This window comes from Rhodococcus sp. P4_E4, assembly GCF_056401575.1.
In genome coordinates this window covers 106,097-124,057 of record NZ_JBFUJB010000011.1, presented here as the reverse complement: position 1 = coordinate 124,057, position 17,961 = coordinate 106,097, and the positions used below count along the sequence as shown (strand labels likewise).

16 protein-coding genes are annotated in these 17,961 nt (G+C 61.7%); 6 read left to right on the top strand and 10 right to left on the bottom strand.

The features are described from left to right. Window positions 1-10 precede the first annotated feature (10 nt). The 4 genes from AC1DVN_RS13970 to AC1DVN_RS13955 all read right to left on the bottom strand — a co-directional run bounded on the left by AC1DVN_RS13970 (window position 11) and on the right by AC1DVN_RS13955 (window position 3,095). A complete protein-coding gene (locus AC1DVN_RS13970; RefSeq protein ID WP_477993930.1) occupies window positions 11-742 on the bottom strand; it encodes a hypothetical protein in 732 nt (243 codons plus the stop codon). Between the two features lie 38 nt (window positions 743-780). Continuing rightward, on the bottom strand, window positions 781-1,065 hold the full coding sequence (locus AC1DVN_RS13965; RefSeq protein WP_003939785.1) for a hypothetical protein: 285 nt from the start codon (window positions 1,063-1,065) through the stop codon (window positions 781-783). Window positions 1,066-1,192: 127 nt separating this feature from the next. Beyond that, window positions 1,193-2,800: an AMP-binding protein gene (locus AC1DVN_RS13960; RefSeq protein ID WP_153211512.1), complete on the bottom strand. Its 1,608-nt coding sequence runs from the start codon at window positions 2,798-2,800 to the stop codon at window positions 1,193-1,195. 103 nt (window positions 2,801-2,903) lie between these two features. After that, entirely contained in the window at window positions 2,904-3,095 is a 192-nt protein-coding gene (locus AC1DVN_RS13955) for a hypothetical protein (protein ID WP_021331840.1), read from the bottom strand. Between the two features lie 25 nt (window positions 3,096-3,120). Here AC1DVN_RS13955 and AC1DVN_RS13950 point away from each other — a divergent pair, with 25 nt between their 5' ends. Beyond that, window positions 3,121-3,636 (top strand): CGNR zinc finger domain-containing protein, encoded by a 516-nt coding sequence (locus tag AC1DVN_RS13950; protein ID WP_003940315.1) that lies wholly within the window; start codon window positions 3,121-3,123, stop codon window positions 3,634-3,636. Window positions 3,637-3,646: 10 nt separating this feature from the next. Here AC1DVN_RS13950 and AC1DVN_RS13945 read toward each other — a convergent pair whose 3' ends face one another. The 3 genes from AC1DVN_RS13945 to AC1DVN_RS13935 form a co-directional block, all read right to left on the bottom strand. Next, entirely contained in the window at window positions 3,647-4,279 is a 633-nt protein-coding gene (locus AC1DVN_RS13945) for a hypothetical protein (RefSeq protein ID WP_003940176.1), read from the bottom strand. 87 nt (window positions 4,280-4,366) lie between these two features. Further along, window positions 4,367-4,903, bottom strand: a complete 537-nt coding sequence (locus AC1DVN_RS13940; protein ID WP_007729952.1) for a hypothetical protein — start codon at window positions 4,901-4,903, stop codon at window positions 4,367-4,369. A gap of 150 nt (window positions 4,904-5,053) precedes the next feature. After that, window positions 5,054-6,217: an LLM class flavin-dependent oxidoreductase gene (locus tag AC1DVN_RS13935; protein ID WP_003940457.1), complete on the bottom strand. Its 1,164-nt coding sequence runs from the start codon at window positions 6,215-6,217 to the stop codon at window positions 5,054-5,056. Window positions 6,218-6,374: 157 nt separating this feature from the next. On the opposite strand from AC1DVN_RS13935, the gene AC1DVN_RS13930 reads away from it, so the two are divergent. From AC1DVN_RS13930 to AC1DVN_RS13920, 3 genes are all read left to right on the top strand, one after another. After that, window positions 6,375-7,706: an MFS transporter gene (locus tag AC1DVN_RS13930; RefSeq protein WP_020970976.1), complete on the top strand. Its 1,332-nt coding sequence runs from the start codon at window positions 6,375-6,377 to the stop codon at window positions 7,704-7,706. A 141-nt stretch (window positions 7,707-7,847) separates the two neighbouring features. Then, window positions 7,848-8,513 carry a TetR/AcrR family transcriptional regulator gene (locus tag AC1DVN_RS13925; RefSeq protein ID WP_020909325.1) on the top strand — a complete coding sequence of 222 codons (666 nt, stop codon included), beginning with the start codon at window positions 7,848-7,850 and terminating at the stop codon, window positions 8,511-8,513. Then, entirely contained in the window at window positions 8,510-10,165 is a 1,656-nt protein-coding gene (locus AC1DVN_RS13920; protein ID WP_019745556.1) for an FAD-binding dehydrogenase, read from the top strand. Before AC1DVN_RS13925 ends, AC1DVN_RS13920 begins: the two co-directional genes overlap by 4 nt. A gap of 193 nt (window positions 10,166-10,358) precedes the next feature. On the opposite strand, the gene AC1DVN_RS13915 is transcribed toward AC1DVN_RS13920, so the two are convergent. Continuing rightward, complete coding sequence (locus AC1DVN_RS13915; protein WP_477993929.1) at window positions 10,359-12,725, bottom strand: arylsulfatase; 2,367 nt, start codon at window positions 12,723-12,725, stop codon at window positions 10,359-10,361. 117 nt (window positions 12,726-12,842) lie between these two features. On the opposite strand from AC1DVN_RS13915, the gene AC1DVN_RS13910 reads away from it, so the two are divergent. Together AC1DVN_RS13910 and AC1DVN_RS13905 are read left to right on the top strand one after the other, a co-directional pair. Continuing rightward, window positions 12,843-14,054: a DUF2254 family protein gene (locus tag AC1DVN_RS13910; protein ID WP_477993928.1), complete on the top strand. Its 1,212-nt coding sequence runs from the start codon at window positions 12,843-12,845 to the stop codon at window positions 14,052-14,054. Window positions 14,055-14,148: 94 nt separating this feature from the next. Then, window positions 14,149-15,981 carry an APC family permease gene (locus tag AC1DVN_RS13905; protein WP_029256393.1) on the top strand — a complete coding sequence of 611 codons (1,833 nt, stop codon included), beginning with the start codon at window positions 14,149-14,151 and terminating at the stop codon, window positions 15,979-15,981. An 8-nt stretch (window positions 15,982-15,989) separates the two neighbouring features. Here the strand turns inward: AC1DVN_RS13905 and AC1DVN_RS13900 are convergent, their stop codons facing one another. Then, on the bottom strand, window positions 15,990-17,063 hold the full coding sequence (locus AC1DVN_RS13900; protein ID WP_020909330.1) for a VIT1/CCC1 transporter family protein: 1,074 nt from the start codon (window positions 17,061-17,063) through the stop codon (window positions 15,990-15,992). A 24-nt stretch (window positions 17,064-17,087) separates the two neighbouring features. Next, the gene (locus AC1DVN_RS13895) at window positions 17,088-17,933 is read right to left on the bottom strand and encodes an alpha/beta hydrolase (protein WP_003939910.1); all 846 of its coding nucleotides are present in this window, start codon (window positions 17,931-17,933) and stop codon (window positions 17,088-17,090) included. Between the last annotated feature and the right edge of the window lie 28 nt (window positions 17,934-17,961).

Here is a 17,961-nt window from a genome sequence, read left to right as displayed (position 1 = left end):
GAACCGATTTTCATCGCTTGATCTCGATGTCGTCGAAGTCGAGCGCCAGGAGCGTCGGCCGCGAGAGAACGCGGCCGCCTGGGCCCCTCGGGAGCACCCGTCGTCGAGTGGGAAAGGTGAGACCGTCGAACTCGCGATGCTGGTCGCAGTAGAGAGCAGCTTTCGCCCAGCTGCCTACCGGTTCGGCGACGAAGTCGTGACGGCGGATGAGGCCACCGTTGTCGACATAGAAGGTCTGCTGCCGGCAATGGGTCTCGATCGCCGGCGCGAATGTTGCCTGAAGTCGTCGCCATTGCTGCCCGGATTCCTGCCAAGGTTCGGCTTCGGTGACAGTGATGTCGTCGCGGGCGAGCAGCAGCGGTGCCGTCAGATAGTTCCAAAAGGCGTAGCCGGCGAAGTAAGCGGTGTCGAGTGCGTCCCAGTGGAGGTTGCGCCGGACTCCACTCAACCCGAAAAACGCTGAACGTGGGTCGGTTCGACTCCCGAGTTCTTCGCCGTCACGAGTTTCGATCCGCACGACGCCCTTGTCGAACACAGCGCACTCGCCGACACGCGGAAAGTCTTGGAGGACAGTGCGTTGCTCCGCGACTTCAACCTCGACCGTGAACTTCGCCAGCTTGTTGCCTGGGAAGCGCTGGGGCAGCAGACCGCCCAAACGTCCCCGTGCCGTGATCGCTGAAACGGACTGCCAATGTTCGACTCCGCCATGTGCGGTGAGGACTTCATCGAGTAGTTCGTTCATATGTCGACGCTCTCCCTCCCCTGACGGAACTGTGGAAATCAGCGATCAGACGGACGCGTAGTTGTAGTTGCGTTCCTGCCGCGGTACCACTGCCACCCCGCGGTGATGATGACAGCGCCGGCAAGAGACCCGAGGATGCCGCTCGGGCGCAATGATAATCCGTCGCCTGCAATCAAACTCACGAGCAATCCGCCGACCAGCGAACCACCGATTCCCGCGATGAACGCGAAGGTCCAGTCCACTCGTGCGGTCGTTTTCCCCAGAATCAGCTGGGCTCCCGCTCCGATGACGATCCCGAACAGGAGTATTCCGATGATGAGCATGAGACAAGGCCCTTTCGTGGAGTGACGACGCAAGGCGCGAACGACTTACTCTGCACCATCTTTCCGGTATGTCTCTTATGTCGTGGTGAAATCCGTGTGAAAGATCGTCGTCGCCCATTCCACGTTGCTAGGTCGATGCCAGTGTCGTCGCCCAGCGGTAGTCGGCCTTACCGGCCGGGGTTCGCTTGACTTCATCGACAAGCACGATCGTGCGCGGCACCTTGTATCCGGCCAACGTCTTGCGGCAATGTTCCTGTACCGCTTCGAGAGTCAGCTCGTCGGATCCGGGGTAGGTCGCGATCACCGCTGCGACCTGCTGCCCCATGCGCGCATCGGGGGCTGGGACAACGAGCGCGTCGGAGATCGCCGGATGTGCGTGAAGGGCAGCCTCGACCTCTTCGGCGAAGACCTTCTCGCCACCGGTGTTGATGCACTGCGAGCCACGGCCGAGGAAGACAATAGTGCCGTCTGCTTCCACCTTGCCCATGTCGCCGAGCACCGAAAGGCGGGTGCCGTCGGCGCGGGTCGGGAACGTGCGAGCGGTCTTCTCTTCGTCCTTGTAGTACCCGAGCGGGACGTTTCCGATACGAGCGATGTAGCCCACGTCGTCGGAGCCCGCTGGAATCTCTTCGAGGCGCTCGTCGACCAGAATCATGTTCGGCGAGGGCGGCATTCGCAGATTGCCCGCCTCGTCGATGGAGAAGGCGCCGTCGTTACCGGACTCGGAGGCTCCGAAGTTATCCCGCAGCAGCAGGTCCGGCTTCACCGCCAGCATGCGATCCCGCACGCTGGTGGACCAGATCGCGCCACCCGAGGTGATCGAGAACAGGGTGCTGAAATCGACCTCGTCTTTGCGTCGTTCCATCTCGTCGACCAACGGCAGTCCCATGCCGTCGCCGACGATCAAGATCACCTGTACCGAATCCTTCTCGATCGCTTCGACGACCTTCTCCGCATCGAACTCGCGTCGTAGAACAACTCGCGCACCGAGGGTGAGGAAGGTGAACAGCGAGTACAACGCGGCGCCATGCATCAGCGGGGCAGCAATGAGGAACGAGAGTTCCGGAAATTCCTTTGCAGCACTGGCAATCTCGGCGAGGTCCTGTCGCGCTCCCTCACCGTACGGATTGCCGCCGGAGAGCGGCTTACGGAAGAAGTCGTCATGACGCCACATGACGCCCTTCGGGTATCCGGTGGTCCCGCCGGTGTAGAGGAGGTACACGTCGTCGCCAGAACGAGCGTCGAACTCCCCCACTGGAGACTGTTCACGAGCGTCGTCGAACGAAACCACAGAAACTTCATGCGCTTTTGCTGCGGCGACCAGTTCGGCGTCGATCTCGCCGATCACGATCACCGTCTTCACCTTCGGGCATGCACCGAAGAGGGAAGCAAGGACACGCTGATGCTCGGGGAGTTCCACGACCACCGCGACCGAGTCGGAGTTGGTGAAGATGTACTCGAGCTCGGCGGGTGTGTACCGGTAGTTCACGTTGATCGGGACCGCACGGATCTTGATCAACCCGAGGATCGACGTGACATGTTCGACGCTGTTCTTCAGGAACAGGGCTACATGATCGCCGCGCGAGATGCCGGCTTGCGCGAACAGGTTGGCCGTTCGGTTAGCCTCCGCATCCAACTGAGAGTAGGAGAAGTTCTCTCCCTCGTAAGTCAATGCAACGCGATCAGGGACTGAGCCGGCAACGGTCTCGAATATGTCAGCAAGATTGAACTGCATTGTCTTTCCTTTCAGAGTCCGCGCCGCGACATCGAGGCAGATAACCCTGAATCTAGAACACGTTCCATGTCGCCGGAGGTAAAACGGAACGATTAGCTGATCATTACCTGGACCTGACCTTTATCGGTGCGGCGACGGCCGAGGCTGCCCCACCCGACATCCACTCGGCGAGCAAGGTTTGCCACGACCCGCAATGGCAGCGCAGGTAGGTGACCGTCCCCTCGCTGGTTCGGTGCCGGGATTCGACCTCCCAGCGATGGATGCAACCGATCGGCGTGATCTCTGTTTTCTTCATGCAACGAGCATGATGTAATGGCATTGTGCATCTCAACCCTTACGGCGAATATGCGGTGACGCTGGCCGCCGACCTGGCCAATCGAAACCCCGAGACCTTGGCCGAACTCGTCGAACGCTGCGTCGATGCAGGCATCATTCTCGATTTCCCCATCGCTGAGAAGGATCTCGACGAGACCCTCGACCTTCTGATCGAGTGGTCGAAAATCGTCGATGTCACGGAGGAGGCAGCCCGCGCCGAACTGGTGAACGTCATGCTCGAGCAAGCGTCGGCGTATCCGCGCATGACCAACCACGCGAACGACGGCTGGCATCTGCACTACCGCGATCCCCAACAGTCGCTCGCCGAGGTCCTCAAGGCACTCTTCTCGGTAGGCACGGCGCTACACCTCGTCGGCCGCGGCATGCACCGATTAGGTCGATGCACCCTGGACGAGTGCACCAACATCTACGCGGACACCTCCCGCAACGGCAATCAGCGGTACTGCTCCCCCACGTGCGCGAACCGCGACGCGGTGCGGCGTCATCGTGCACGCAAGTGAGTTGCACCTACTACGACGTGGGACCCACTACCTCGAAATCCGAGCCACCTTGGTACTCGAACTGAAAGCTACCGCCGCTGCTTCCCGAGCTGATCCGATTCCACGCGTCGATCAAGTCCTGAACCGTGTTGTATCCCAGATCCTCCAAAGATCCTGAGAGACTTCCGGTTCCCGCGCCCTCGAACCAGCCGCCGACCACAACTGCCTGCGGAATCGCGATAGTGGGGTTGGTCGGATCGAGCAGTCGAACGCATGCTCCCGCAACGGCGTAAACCCCGGCCGGCAGATTACCGACGGTCCGCGTGATCGTCTGCCCAGGCGAAACGGCAAACAGATCGAGGATGTTACTGACGGTCGGGTACACCAACACGCCAGGCTGGAGCAGCTTTGCCGGATCACGAATCACGTCGGGGACATCCCTGGCATTGAGGATCGCCACCGTGCAGTTGATGAAGCTGAACCGCGGGTTCGGGTTAGTGATGGTGAAGGTGATCGCATTGTCCGCTGCGCTCACCGATACCGGAGGCGGAAGAATCGCCGGTGCTGCCGACGCCGTCGCCGGAGTCATGACAACCAGTCCCACGACGGCGGCGGACGCCGCGACAATGCTTCCGAGAGCGCGTTTGAATCCACGACTTCGCATTTCCGAACCTCCAGGCAAGTCGGTCAGATCACCAGATGCATGAAGAATAGACCGCTCAGTCGGAAAATTGGGGAGACAAGCAGCGAGCTACCCGAAAAGTCCTTCGAGGCTGCCGCTACCGAACAGGTCGCTCAGGCTCCCGGTATTGATGCCGCTGAACGGTCCACCGATGACAACGAGGCTCGGCACGCCAGGAACGGGCTTACCCAACGTCTCCAGATCGAGAAGATCGGAGCAGGCACCGAGCACGGCGTAGGTTCCGTCCGGAACATCGGTCACGGTGTTGGTGACCGTCTGCCCCTTACCGACGGCGAACAATGAGGACGGGTCGGTGATCTTGGGGTACACCACAAGGTTCGGATCAAGCAGTTTCAGCGGATCATCAAGCACAGCAGCAGAATCCGCGGCATTGACGACGAACGCCTGGCACAACGGGGCAATTCCCGTGTTGTTGTTCGTGATCGTCAGCGCCAGATCGTTTCCGGTCACCTTGTACGAGACGACCGGGGGGACCACCTCGGCCGACGCAGTCGCAGGATTGACCATCGCGACGCCTGCCGCGGTTGCAGCGGCGACTGCCACGGTTCCCACTACGCGACGTACTCCACTCGTGCCCAGCTTCATCGAGGATCCTTTCGTACTGCGCCTTGAGTTCGGCAACAGTGCGCAGCCTAGATCGGATCTAGCGCCCGAAATGGCCCAATTGCCCCGCCGGGAGGGCATGCCCGAAAGATCGGGACAAACGTCCCCTTCTCGAAGAGCTAACTTTTCGACTCAGTTCCCACTGGAGACGAAGGGCGTTCGCACCGGTCCGCCGACCGAACCGTGCGGTGCTACCAATCCACGCTTTTCGAGGATCGGACGCACACCCTCACCGAACTGATACGCCTCTTCGAGATGCGGATAGCCCGACAATACGAAGTGATCCAGTCCGATCGCCGCATACTCGGCAATCCGATCAGCCACTTCTTGGTGCGAACCGACCAATGCGGTACCTGCTCCCCCTCGCACCAATCCGACGCCGGTCCACAGGTTCGGCGCAATCTCCAGCGACCTCGCTCCGACGCCCTCCTTGTAAGCCGAACCGCCGCCGTGCAATTCGAGCATCCGACGCTGACCTTCGGAGCCGGATCGCGCAAGACTCGCCTGAGCCTGCTCGACGGTCGCCGGATCGAGCGCACTGAGCAGCCGATCCGCTTCTGCCCATGCCTGTTCCGAGGTGTCGCGGCTGATGACGTGCAAACGGATTCCGTAGTCGAGGTGACGACCTTGGACTTCCGCGAGGTCGCGGATCCAGGCGATCTTGGCGGCAACAGCGGACGGCGTCTCACCCCAGGTGAGGTAGGTATCCGCGTAGCGCGATGCGACGGTGCCGGCCGCCGGCGAGGATCCGCCGAAGAAGATGGGCGGTACCGGATCCGGAATACGCTGCAGCGTAGCTTTTTCCACGTTGACGTACTCGCCGGAGAAATCAACCGGACCGTTACCGGACCACAACTGGCGGATCACGTCGAGGAACTCGCCGCATCGTGCGTACCGTTGGTTCTTGTCGAGGAAGTCACCGAACGTGCGCTGCTCGTGGTCCTCCCCGCCGGTCACGACGTTGAGCAGCAGACGACCGCCCGACTGCCATTGGAAGGTTGCGGCCATCTGAGCGGCAAGCGTGGGGCTGAGCAATCCCGGGCGCAGAGCAACCAGAAACTTGAGTGTCTCGGTGGTCTCGAGCATCATCGCCGTCGTCAGCCATGCGTCTTCGCACCACGCGCCGGTGGGCGTGAGGACGGCTTCGAAGCCGTTCGTCTCGGCGGCCGCGCCGATCTGATTGAGGTATTTCAGCGTCGCCGGACGATCACCGGACATCGAGCTGCCGTGCCCACCCGCCATCAGATTCCGGGAATCACCGTAAGTAGGCAAGAACCAGTGGAAGCGCAGTGACACGGTGATTCCTTTCGTCGACGTACAGGCAGAACTCTTCTGTCATTACAACCACAGTCCACCTCGAAGAACAGGGTTGAAATCACCCTGATCGCTAGGGGTGCCCACTTTCGGCTCCGGCGATACCTTCGTGAATTTGCACCGCGACCCGGGGGCTCCGATGACCACGTTTGCCGAAGTCGAGCACAATTCACCGTTCTCGAACGAGACCGACGACGAGCGGCGATCCAGATTGAGAACCGTCGTCGCCGCGAGCCTGCTCGGCACGACGGTCGAGTGGTACGACTTCTTCCTCTACGCAACGGCAGCGAGTCTGGTCTTCAACCAACTGTTCTTCCCGAACCAGAGTTCGTTCGTCGGGACCATGCTCTCTTTTGCGACCTTCGCAGTCGGCTTTCTCGTTCGCCCCATCGGTGGAGTGGTGTTCGGTCACATCGGCGATCGCATCGGGCGCAAGAAGACGCTTGCTCTCACGATGTTCATCATGGGTATCGCGACGGCGCTGATGGGCGTTCTTCCGACCGCCGCTCAGATCGGAGTCGTTGCACCGATTCTGCTTCTGCTGCTTCGTATCCTGCAGGGATTCGCTCTCGGTGGCGAGTGGGCCGGAGCTGTTCTCTTGGCAGTCGAACACAGTCCGGAGAAGAAGCGTGGACTGTTCGGCAGCATCCCGCAGATCGGATTGGCTCTCGGGTTGGCATTGGGCACAGGAATGTTCGCGCTGCTTCAAACAGTCTTCGACGACGACCAGTTTCTCCGTTTCGGCTGGCGCATCGCCTTCGTCCTGAGCCTGGTGCTCGTGATCGTGGGGTTGGTGGTCCGCTTGAAGGTGGACGAGACGCCCGCCTTTCAGGCCGTTCGCGACCTCGAACAGCGCTCGTCCGCCCCGCTCAGGGAAGTCTTTCAAGGAAAAGCCGCGCGAAACACCGTATTGGGCATGTTGTCTCGCTGGGGCGAGGGCGCCGCGTTCAACACCTGGGGCGTCTTCGCAATCACGTATGCAACCAAGACTCTGCATTTCGAAAAGGTTCCCGTACTTCTTGTGGTCACCGTGGCCGCATTAGTGATGGCGATCTTGCTGCCGTTTTCCGGATTACTCACTGATCGGTTCGGCCCGCAACGGGTCTACATCGTGGGCATCGCCGCGTACGGCCTCGCGATCTTCCCCGCCTTCGCACTGTTCGGTACCGAGAATCTCCTGCTCTTCGGAGTCGCGATGGTCGTGGTCTTCGGAGTGATTCATGCCTTGTTCTACGGCGCCCAGGGAACGCTGTATGCGAGCCTCTACCCCACAGAAATCCGGTACACCGGGTTGTCGGTCGTCTACCAGTTCTCTGGTATCTACGCCTCCGGCGTCACACCTCTGATTCTGACGGCACTGATCGGCGCCAGTGGCGGTTCACCGTGGCTGGCATGTGGATATCTCGTGGCCACCTCGGCGATCAGCGTCGTCGCCACTGCGGCGATCAGGAAGCGTGATCTGCACTTGTAGCTGTCGTCATACAAATATCTTCCTATCTTGCATATTTGCTAGATATAGATAGAAACACCTGCCAAGAAGATCTAATCGAGATACGTCTTCGCATCGGATACATCGGTGTATCGTTTGGGTTCCACCCCGACGGAGGCGCCGATGACGACTGGAACGGACAACTCGCCGGCCAAGCGTGTCACCAAACGCCGTGGTCAAACCAGGCAGCGCCTGCTCGACGCGGCTGCGGACGCCTTCTCTGAATCGGGGTTCGGGCACGCCACGGTCGAGCAGATCTGCGAACGCGGCGGTTACTCCCGAGGCGCGTTCTACTCCAACTTCGATTCACTCGACGAACTGTTCTTCGCGATGTGGGAGCAACGATCTGCAGCTATGCTCGCCGATCTGCGGTTGGCGACGGAGTCGATCACCGCCGGCAACACCGTCGACATCCATGCCGCTGTCGCCCGGATCGTGGCGGTGGTTCCGGTCGACCCGCAGTGGTACCGGATCAACGCGGAATTCACCGCTCACGCGCTCCGCAACCCGGCACTTCGCAAAGCCCTTGCCGACCGTGAAGACGCGATCCTTCGCACCCTGTTGCCCATTGTGGAGTCCGCACTCAGCGACGTCGGGCGAACAATCGTCGGCGACCCGACTGCGTTGGGACGGGCATTGGTCGCAGTGCACGACGGCACCAGCGTGCAGTGTCTCGTCGACACCGACACCAACGCCGCCTTCGCACTGCGCCGCGATATCTTCACTCGAATCCTGCTGTCCTACAGCGAAATAATCCAGAACAACCAATCGAAAGAGGAGCTGTCGTGAGCGAACAAGCTGACGTCATCGTTGTCGGGGCAGGGCTGGCGGGACTGGTCGCCACCTACGAACTGACACGCGCCGGCCGCAAAGTCCTTGTCGTGGAACAGGAGAACGCAGCCAACCTCGGCGCGCAGGCATTCTGGTCGCTCGGCGGACTCTTCCTCGTGAACAGCCCCGAGCAACGCCGACTCGGCATCAAGGACTCTCTCGAGTTGGCAATGCAGGACTGGATGGGCACTGCCGGATTCGACCGTGAGCGCGAAGATCACTGGCCTCGCCAGTGGGCCAAGGCGTACGTCGAGTTCGCGGCCGGCGACAAGCGTCAGTACCTGCACGACCTGGGGCTTCGCCTGATGCCGAATGTCGGTTGGGCCGAACGCGGCCGCGGAATGGCTCTTGGACACGGCAATTCGGTACCGCGATTCCACCTCACCTGGGGAACCGGCCCCGGCGTGGTCGATGTCTTCCTGACCAAGGTGATCGCCGCCCAGAAGCGCGGACTGGTCACGTTCAAGCACCGCCACCAAGTCGATCAACTCGTCGTCACCGATGGTGCGGTCACTGGTGTACGCGGAACCGTCCTCGAACCTTCCAGTGATCTACGCGGCGTGAAGAGCTCGCGCACCCCCATCGGCGAATTCGAGTTCGCTGCACAGGCCGTCGTGGTCACCTCCGGTGGAATCGGCGGCAACTACGAACTGGTGAAGAAGAACTGGCCCGAGCGACTCGGCAAGGCACCGAAGCACATGCTGACGGGAGTACCTGCACACGTCGACGGACGGATGCTCGAAATCACCGAATCCGCAGGCGGAAACATCGTCAACCGCGACCGCATGTGGCACTACACCGAAGGCATCCAGAACTGGAATCCCATCTGGCCCAACCACGGAATCCGAATCATCCCCGGACCCTCCTCGATGTGGTTCGACGCCACCGGCAAGCGTCTGCCGGTCCCCAACTTCCCCGGCTTCGACACGATGGGAACTTTCAAGTACATCCTCGACAGCGGCCACGAGTACACGTGGTTCATCCTCGATCAGAAGATCATCGAGAAGGAGTTCGCACTCTCGGGATCGGAACAGAACCCGGACTTCACCAACCGCGACTTCAAGCTCCTCCTCGAACGAATCAAGAAGGGCGCGCCGGGACCGGTCGAGGCATTCAAGCAGAAGGGCGCAGACTTCGTGGTGCGCAACAACCTTCGTGATCTGGTCGACGGCATGAACGCCCTCACCGACGAACCGCTCCTCGACTACGAGGACATCGAGCGCGAGATGATCGCCCGCGACCGCGAAGTCGACAACAAGTACAGCAAGGACTTCCAGGTCACCGCCATCCACGGTGCTCGTAATCTGTTGGCAGACAAGATCGTGCGCGTCGTTGCACCGCACAAGATCCTGGACCCCAAGAACGGCCCACTGATCGCGGTCCGGTTGCACCTGCTCACCCGCAAGACCCTCGGCGGCTTGGAAACCAACCTGGATTCACAGGTCATCAAGGCCGACGGCAGTGTCTTCGACGGCCTGTACGCAGCCGGTGAGGTCGCCGGCTTCGGCGGCGGCGGAGTCCACGGTTACAGCGCGCTCGAAGGGACCTTCCTCGGTGGCTGCATCTTCTCGGGCCGCGCAGCCGGACGAGCACTGGCGCGCGACCTGTAGCCCCGAAATCAGGCGAGCGAATGCGTGACCAGTATGTGGTGGGCGCGCATTCGCCGTGCCTCATGCACGGATTGATGGTGGTGATGGTGCGTCGGCCCGCGCGCGTGGCGGACCAGATCGTGAACAGTACGGATGACGGTCGGCATTGCGACCCTCCCTCAGGAGATTGTGACTGCTGCTCTTGTCGGTGGAATCACTGTCTGGACAACGCCACTCGCGCCACCTCCTCCGGGTCGATCAGGTGGGTATGGTCATCGTCGCCGACGTCGATTTGCACTACCTCGATACGGCCGTTGAATGTGGTTGCGCCACTGTAGTCGACACTGACAGGCATGCCGTAATCGTCACCGATGTCGGTGGTCTCGTCCGCGGAGAAGACCATCGGTTGGGTCTGCTCGACGCGACCCGAGCCCACTTCGTGACCGTCATGATAGATCGTGACAGCGCCGCCCCTCGCGAGACCACCGCCGTCGTAGGCGAACTCAACTCTGATCTGATGTGATCCTGCCGGAATGTCAACCTCGGACCCGACGACGAACTCGGTCATGCCGAGCAGGTTGTAGACGAATTTGGCGCGACCTTCCCGCGCGTAAAGTGCCCAACCGCCGAACCTGCCGCCCTGCGCGATCATCACACCGTTGGCGGTAATGCCATCCGCGATGTCGACTGCTGCTGTGACACTGAACGATCGGTTCTTGATACTCAGCACGCTGTGCTCGCTCAGCCGTTTCATTCCGGGAAACAGAACCTGTCGGTTCCCGGACACCAACTGCGGACGCCCCGCGATGTGAGGGTTGAACCGCTCGAATCTTCGGTCGTCGATCGGAAGCACGTTGTACTTGACCGCTTCGATCAACCACAAGCGTTGCAGTGCAGCAAGTTTCTCCGGCAACTCGGCCGCCAAATCTTTGGACTGCGTCCAATCCTGCGACCCGTCGTAGAGCTCCCACACGTCGTCGTCGAGAGCGGGGAGTGCCTCCGCGAACAGCCACGGAGTGCTGTGTCTGGTGACCGCACTCCAACCCTTGTAATAGATACCGCGATTGCCGGCCATCTCGAAGTACTGCAGATCGTGACGTTCGGCGGCTTCGGCGTCGTCGAAGGTGTAGACCATGCTGGTCCCCTCGATCGGTGATTGTTGGACGCCGTTGACGAAGGTCGGTTCCGGCAGTTTCGCGACCTCGAGGATCGTCGGTGCGACGTCGATGACGTGGGTGAATTGCGACCGCGTCTCACCCTTGGTCCGAATCCCCGCCGGCCAGTGCACGATCGTTCCGTTGCGAGTGCCACCCCAATGCGAGGCAACCTGTTTCGTCCACTGGTACGGCGTGCACATTGCCCATGCCCACCCCACGGAGTAGTGGTTGTACGCGTCCTTGGTACCGAACTTGTCTTTCACTTCCGCCATGAACTCGGGTGTTTCGATGGCGGCGAGTCCGTTGAAGTTGGCCATCTCGTTGAAGGCTCCGTTGATCGTCCCCTCTGCGGACGCTCCGTTGTCGCCGATGATGTAATACACGAGGGTGTTGTCGAGAGCTCCGAGTTCCTCGATCGCATCGACAAGCCGGCCGACATGGAAATCGGTGTGTTCGAGAAACCCTGCATAGACTTCCATTTGGCGTTCGAGGACAGGCTTCATCTCCTCACTCATGTCCTCCCACGCCGGAATGGCCTCGGGGCGCGGGGTGAGGACCGCATCCGCGGGGACGACTCCCCGCTGCTTCTGCTGCTCGAGAATCGATTCGCGTTGCGCGTCCCAACCTCCTGCGAACCGGCCCTCGTACTTGTCTGCCCACTCCTTCGGAACATGGTGCGGTGCATGTGTGGCGCCGGGTGCAAAGTAGACGAAGAACGGCTTGTCCGGAGCCAATGACTTCTGCATCCGAACCCAGTCGATGGCGTGATCGGCCAGGTCCTCGGTGAGGTGGTAACCCTCCTCCGGTGTCTTGTCCGCCTCCACGGGCGCGACCCCCTCGTACAGCGCCGGGTAGTACTGGTTGTTCTCCCCGCCGATGAATCCGTAGAAGTGCTCGAATCCGCCTTCTCCCGTCGGCCACGATGTGAACGGCCCCACCGGGGATGTCTGCCACGGCGGTACCTCGTGGCACTTGCCGAACTGCGCCGTCGAGTATCCGTTCAGTTTCAACGTCATCGGCAGTGCGGCTTTGGTATTCGGGCGCAGACCGGAAAGTCCAGGAGCCGAGGTCGCGGTTTCGGTGACCGAGCCCATTCCGACCGAATGGTGGTTGCGCCCACTCAGCAGTGCGGCGCGGGTCGGTGCGCACAGCGCAGTCGTGTGAAACCGCGTGTACGTGAGCCCATTACTTTGCAATCGCTCAGCAGTCGGTGTGTCCGCTGGTCCGCCGAAGGCACTGCTCGCGCCATATCCCACGTCGTCCAACAGGACCACCAGAACATTGGGTGCCCCGGCCGGCGGCAGTAGCGGAGTGATCGGCGGAAACTCCGTGTCCGGATCCTTCGCGTCGTACGTCACCAGACCAAGATGTTGTCGATCCGGAATCGGTAGTACAGCGCGGCTCTGGCCTGTCGGATCCGTCATGACGTCTCGCCTTCTGTCTCTCACATGGCTCTTTCAAGCGTTTCAGGATCACGACGGCGTCGACATCATCCGTTTCGGGTGAAGGCGCACCATTGCCGCAGCGTGGAGGCTTGAAGGGTGGATCAGCCCGGACGTTTCGCTCCCACCCCGATCGGGCATGCCTTCCTCGTCCCCCGGCGCCGTGTGCGTGCCGGCCTGACCCAGATCCTGTGCGTCGTCGTAGGACTGGCTGCCGGACTGGCGATGCCATATTTACGTAGCGGCCCAATGGTTCCCGCCCGTCAGGTCAGCGAGATGCTCGTTGCACTCGGGCTGGGGTTACTGGGTGTAGTCGCAGTGATCTTCTCGCTACTGTTCCTTGTCGTCCAGTGGGCCGCGACCACCTTCACTCCTCGCTTGTTGTTGTTCCGCGACGACCCCATCGTGTGGCGGACGTTTGCCTTCGCCATAGGCCAGTCGGTTTTCGACATCACGGCAGCGCTCGCCATCAGCAACGAAACGGATGTGTCCGTGGTTGTGCCAAGTCTCGCAGTGCTGGCGCTCTTGGCCACGCTGACGCTGATCAGGCTGCTCCAGCTGCGCGCATTCTCGGCCATCCAGTTGGCTCCTGTACTGACCTCGATCTCGAGTCGAGGCCGAGCAGTCTTCGCCGCCGTGTACCCCACCACCGATCTGGAGTTGCCTCCTCTACCAACACTTCCGGTGATCACGACTATCGAGTGGCATCGACCGCCGGCCGTTCTGCAACAGATCCTCGTCGAAGATCTCCTGCAGAGCGCTCGGAACTGCCGATCCATGGTGGTCCTCCGAGTGTCGCCGGGTAGCACGCTGCGAGACGGATTGCCGCTCGCCGACGTCTACGGCGGACCCATGCCCGCCAACACGATCCTTGACGCCTTGGTCAGTGGGAGTGAGCGGACCTTCACCCAGGACCCCCTACTCGCGATTCGGTTGTTGGCTGACATCGCGCTCAGAGCGCTCTCACCCGCTATCAACGATCCTGCGACGGCCGTGCAGGCTCTGGACGAGATCGAGGACCTCCTCTCTCTGGTGGCCTCCGTGCGCGCAGATTCGATCCGGGCCGTCGACGAGCGTGGTGATCTGCGTGTGGTGATTCCACTGCCCGACTTCACGAGCTTCGCCAGAACCGGACTGGACGACGTCATAGCCTCGGCATCGAACTCACCACTCGTTCTGGGCCGACTTCGCGACCTACTTTCGCACGTCGCCGCCCAATCGGAATCTCGCAACTACGATATTCTCGCCACGCGCGCCCGCTGGATTGATCAGCTGTCACAAGGCTTCCCGCGACTCGAACCCCCGTTGTGAACCCGTACAGATTTGCGGGCCATCGCGTCAAGGCATCGTCAAGATCAGTCTCAGAGCTACGGGAAATGACGATACTGACTCGGTGAGACATGCAGTGATACTCGGACACCGTGGAGTCATATCGTCGACCACCCGCGCCGGCGGCGAACCTGAGAAGCAAAAGCTCTCCGTCGCAACCGGACTGGCGGGTCTGTCGCTCGACGCGATGGCCTCGGTGTCGTACGGTCCAGAGGCCATCGTGTTGGTGTTGGCCCTCGCCGGCGGCGCGGGGATCGGCTTCACCGTGCCGGTGACGATCGCCATCGCCGTGCTGCTTGTGGTCCTGGTGGCGTCGTATCGCCAGGTGATCGCCGCATTTCCCGAAGGCGGTGGCGCCTACGCCGTCGCAAAGAAGCATCTGAGTCCTCGCGCAAGCCTGACCGCCGCCGCATCGTTGATCGTCGACTACACCCTCAACGTCGCGGTGTCGATCGCAGCCGGTGTCGCGGCTCTGACCTCCGCCTTCCCTGCGCTTCTTCCCTACACGGTCTGGATCGCACTGGCGATACTCGGCGGCATCACGGCACTGAATCTGCGGGGCATCGCAGATTCCGCGCGGGTATTCATGTTGCCCACCGTGGTTTTTGTCGTCAGCATCTTCACGGTGATCGGTGCCGGACTGCTTCGGGAAAACCCTGCCGCCGCCACGGCTCCCTTCCTCGCCGACAACGCACACACGATCGGCATTCTCCTTCTGCTCAAAGCCTTTTCGAGTGGTTGCGCCGCATTGACCGGAGTCGAAGCCATCGCCAACGCGGTACCCAGCTTCAAGAAGCCTCGCGTGCGTAGCGCTCAGCGTGCCGAAGTAGCTCTGGGAATCCTGTTGGGCACCATGCTGATCGGCCTTGCCGTGTTGATCGAGAAGTTCTCACTCGCACCGGTCCCTGGAACAACGGTCCTGTCGCAACTCACTTCCGCTGCCCTCGGAAATGGTGTGGGCTACTACGTCGTCCAATTCTCCACCGTGATTCTGTTGGCGTTGGCCGCGAACACCTCGTACGGCGGACTTCCCAACCTGATGCGGATCCTCGCCGACGACAACGTGCTCCCGCACCGCTTCAGCCGGAAGTCGACGCGCGACGTCTTCACGTACGGCGTCTTGTCGCTCGGAGGCATCGGTGCACTCCTGCTCATCGGATCCGGCGGAAACATGAACACCTTGGTGCCGCTGTTCGCCATCGGTGTGTTCATCGGATTCACGCTCGCGCAGTTCGGCATGGTGCGCCACTGGCTCGCCGAACAGACGCCGGGCTGGAAGTGGCGCCTAGCGCTCAACGGTTTCGGGGCTGCGTTGACTTCGATCGCAGCAGTGGTGACTACCGCCATGAAGTTCACCGAGGGCGCTTGGTTGATCGCTCTCGCGCTCCCTGCGCTCGTCCTCGGCATGGAACGCATCCGCGGTGCGTACACACATATCGGTACGCGGTTAACCGTTCAGGGTGAGAACGATTCTCTTTCTATCGGATACAAACCAGCGGTCCTAGTACCCGTGTCCGAAATTACGTCGCTCTCCACCCGCGCGATGGCCGCGGCAACGGCAATGTCTTCGCAGCCCATCGCAATTCGAGTCTGCCTTGCCCACGAATCGACGACGGACTTCACCCGCCGATGGCAAGCCCGACACCCGAATTCGCGTTTGATCGTCATCGAGGACACCGAGAATTCCGTGGGGAATACCCTCGCTCGATACATCCGCACACACTTCCCCCACCGAGAAACCTTTGTTGTCGTCGCCACCATCGACCCGGCGACCAGATGGCATCGATTCCTCCCGAGCCAACGGACCGATGAGATCGCTCATGCACTGCGCAAACACACCGAGGCCGTGGTGTGCCAAATTCCGGTCCGGATCGATCCCGCTCACCGCGATCCAGCCCTGCGCGCATGAGCAGACGCTCAGAGCGAGGTCCCGAACAACATGCCGAGCAGATACGTCGCGCCGGCAGCGCCATAGCCGATCGCAAGTTGGCGTAGGGCCCTCTTGAACGGCGGCCCGCCCGACAGCAACCCGACCACAACGCCCGTCGTCAGCAACGCGATCCCCACGAGTACGGACGCGACGATCAGAGCCGTCATGCCTTCCAGGCCGAACAGATACGGCAACACCGGAATGATTGCGCCCGAGGCGAAGAAGCAGAAACTTGCCGCCGCTGCGCCCAACCCGGTTCCGACGGCTTCATGGTCGTCGACAACGTCAGCGGCGCCGAAGGTGCTGTTCGCGAGGACCTCGGCGGCGCGCTGGTCCGCTTCCTCGGCGGACATGCCGCGGGCCCGGTAGACCAGGGACAATTCGTTGGCGTCGACGTCGAGCAGTCCGACGGCTTCGCTGGCCGCGGGGCCAGGATTGGACGCTTCCAACAACTCTCGCTGCGAGCGGACGGAAACGTACTCGCCGGCTCCCATCGACAGGGCGCCGGCCAGAAGCCCGGCCATGCCGGTGATCAGAACGATCTGGTTGGAGACGCCGCTACCGCTGATGCCGAGCACGAGAGCGAGATTGCTGACGAGGCCGTCGTTGGCTCCGAAGACGGCGGCACGAAACGTCCCCGAAAGTCTGTTCCGACCCCGAGTGGCCAAGGCCCGCACCACTTCTTCGTGGATCTTCTCGTCCGCGCCCATCGATGCGGTCGCGTCGGCGTCGTTGGGATAGGGGGATCGCGTCTCCGCGCGCTGGGCAAGAGCGAGCACGAACACGGAACCGAAACGCCTGGCCAGAAAGCCCAGTATCCGAGTGCGGATATCGCCGCGTAGTGGTTTGCCGACGTGATCGCCGAGAAGCGCTCGCCAGTGCGCCTCGTGTCGGCCCTCCGCGTCGGCCAGGGCGAGAAGGATTTCGCGCTCCTCGCCGCTGCGCCTACTCGCGAGGTCGCGGTAGACGGCGGCCTCGGCTTGTTCGTCGGCGAGGTATCGTCTCCAGCGCTTGACATCTCGCGGGTCTGGATCGGGTCGTGCGGCCGGAACTGTGGACATCGTGTTCCCCTTCCGGTGAGGCGGTCACGCTTCGAGTACGCGGTCCATCCACGTCGTCAGATCATTGATGACGTCGTCGCGGTTGGTCTCGTTGAAGATCTCGTGCCTGGCGCCCGGATAGGTGTAATAGGTGACGTCTTCGATCCCCGCCGAGTTGTACCGTTCGACTGCGACGTCGGTACGGCTCAGCGCGGCGTTGAGAGGATCCGAGGTGCCGACGAAGACCAGGATCGGAAGGTCTTGTCGCACACCCTCGACGTCGACGAACCTCGGTCCCGCTGCGATAAGTCCGCCCATGCCTGCGTCGTCCAGGCTGAAACCGCACAGCGGATCGTTGATGTACAAATCCACCTGCGCTTCGTCACGGCTGAGCCAGTCGTGCGGAGTACGGGCCGGTTCGAATTCCGCATTGAACTGGGCGAGGACGTCCGGGCCGTCGTTGACGAGGCTCTCGATCAGTTGATCGACCGCGGTAGTCCCCGACAGTGCGACGGCGTCGATCAGGTGCGAATGATCGAGGATGTACTGCTGCGAAGCGAACGAACCGAGGCTGTGGCTGAGCAGTACGACGGGCAGGCCGGGGTGTTTGTCGCGGATGATGCCCGTGAGGGTCACCATGTCTGCCACCAAGCGGTTCCAGCCGTCGTCGCCGATGTTGCCTGGGCCGGCGTGCATGCTCTCACCGTGGCCGCGGTGGTCCGCCGCGTAGACGTGGAAACCGCGAGCATTCAGGGCTTCGGCAACGTGTGCGTAGCGTTTTGCGTGCTCACCCATACCGTGCGCGAGTTGAACAACCCCTCGAGGTTCCTGCTCGGTGGGCCATTCGTGGACATGAATGACCACTCCGTCGTCGCTGGTGAAGGTGAACATGCGCTACTCCCGGTGGTCGCGATCCGGA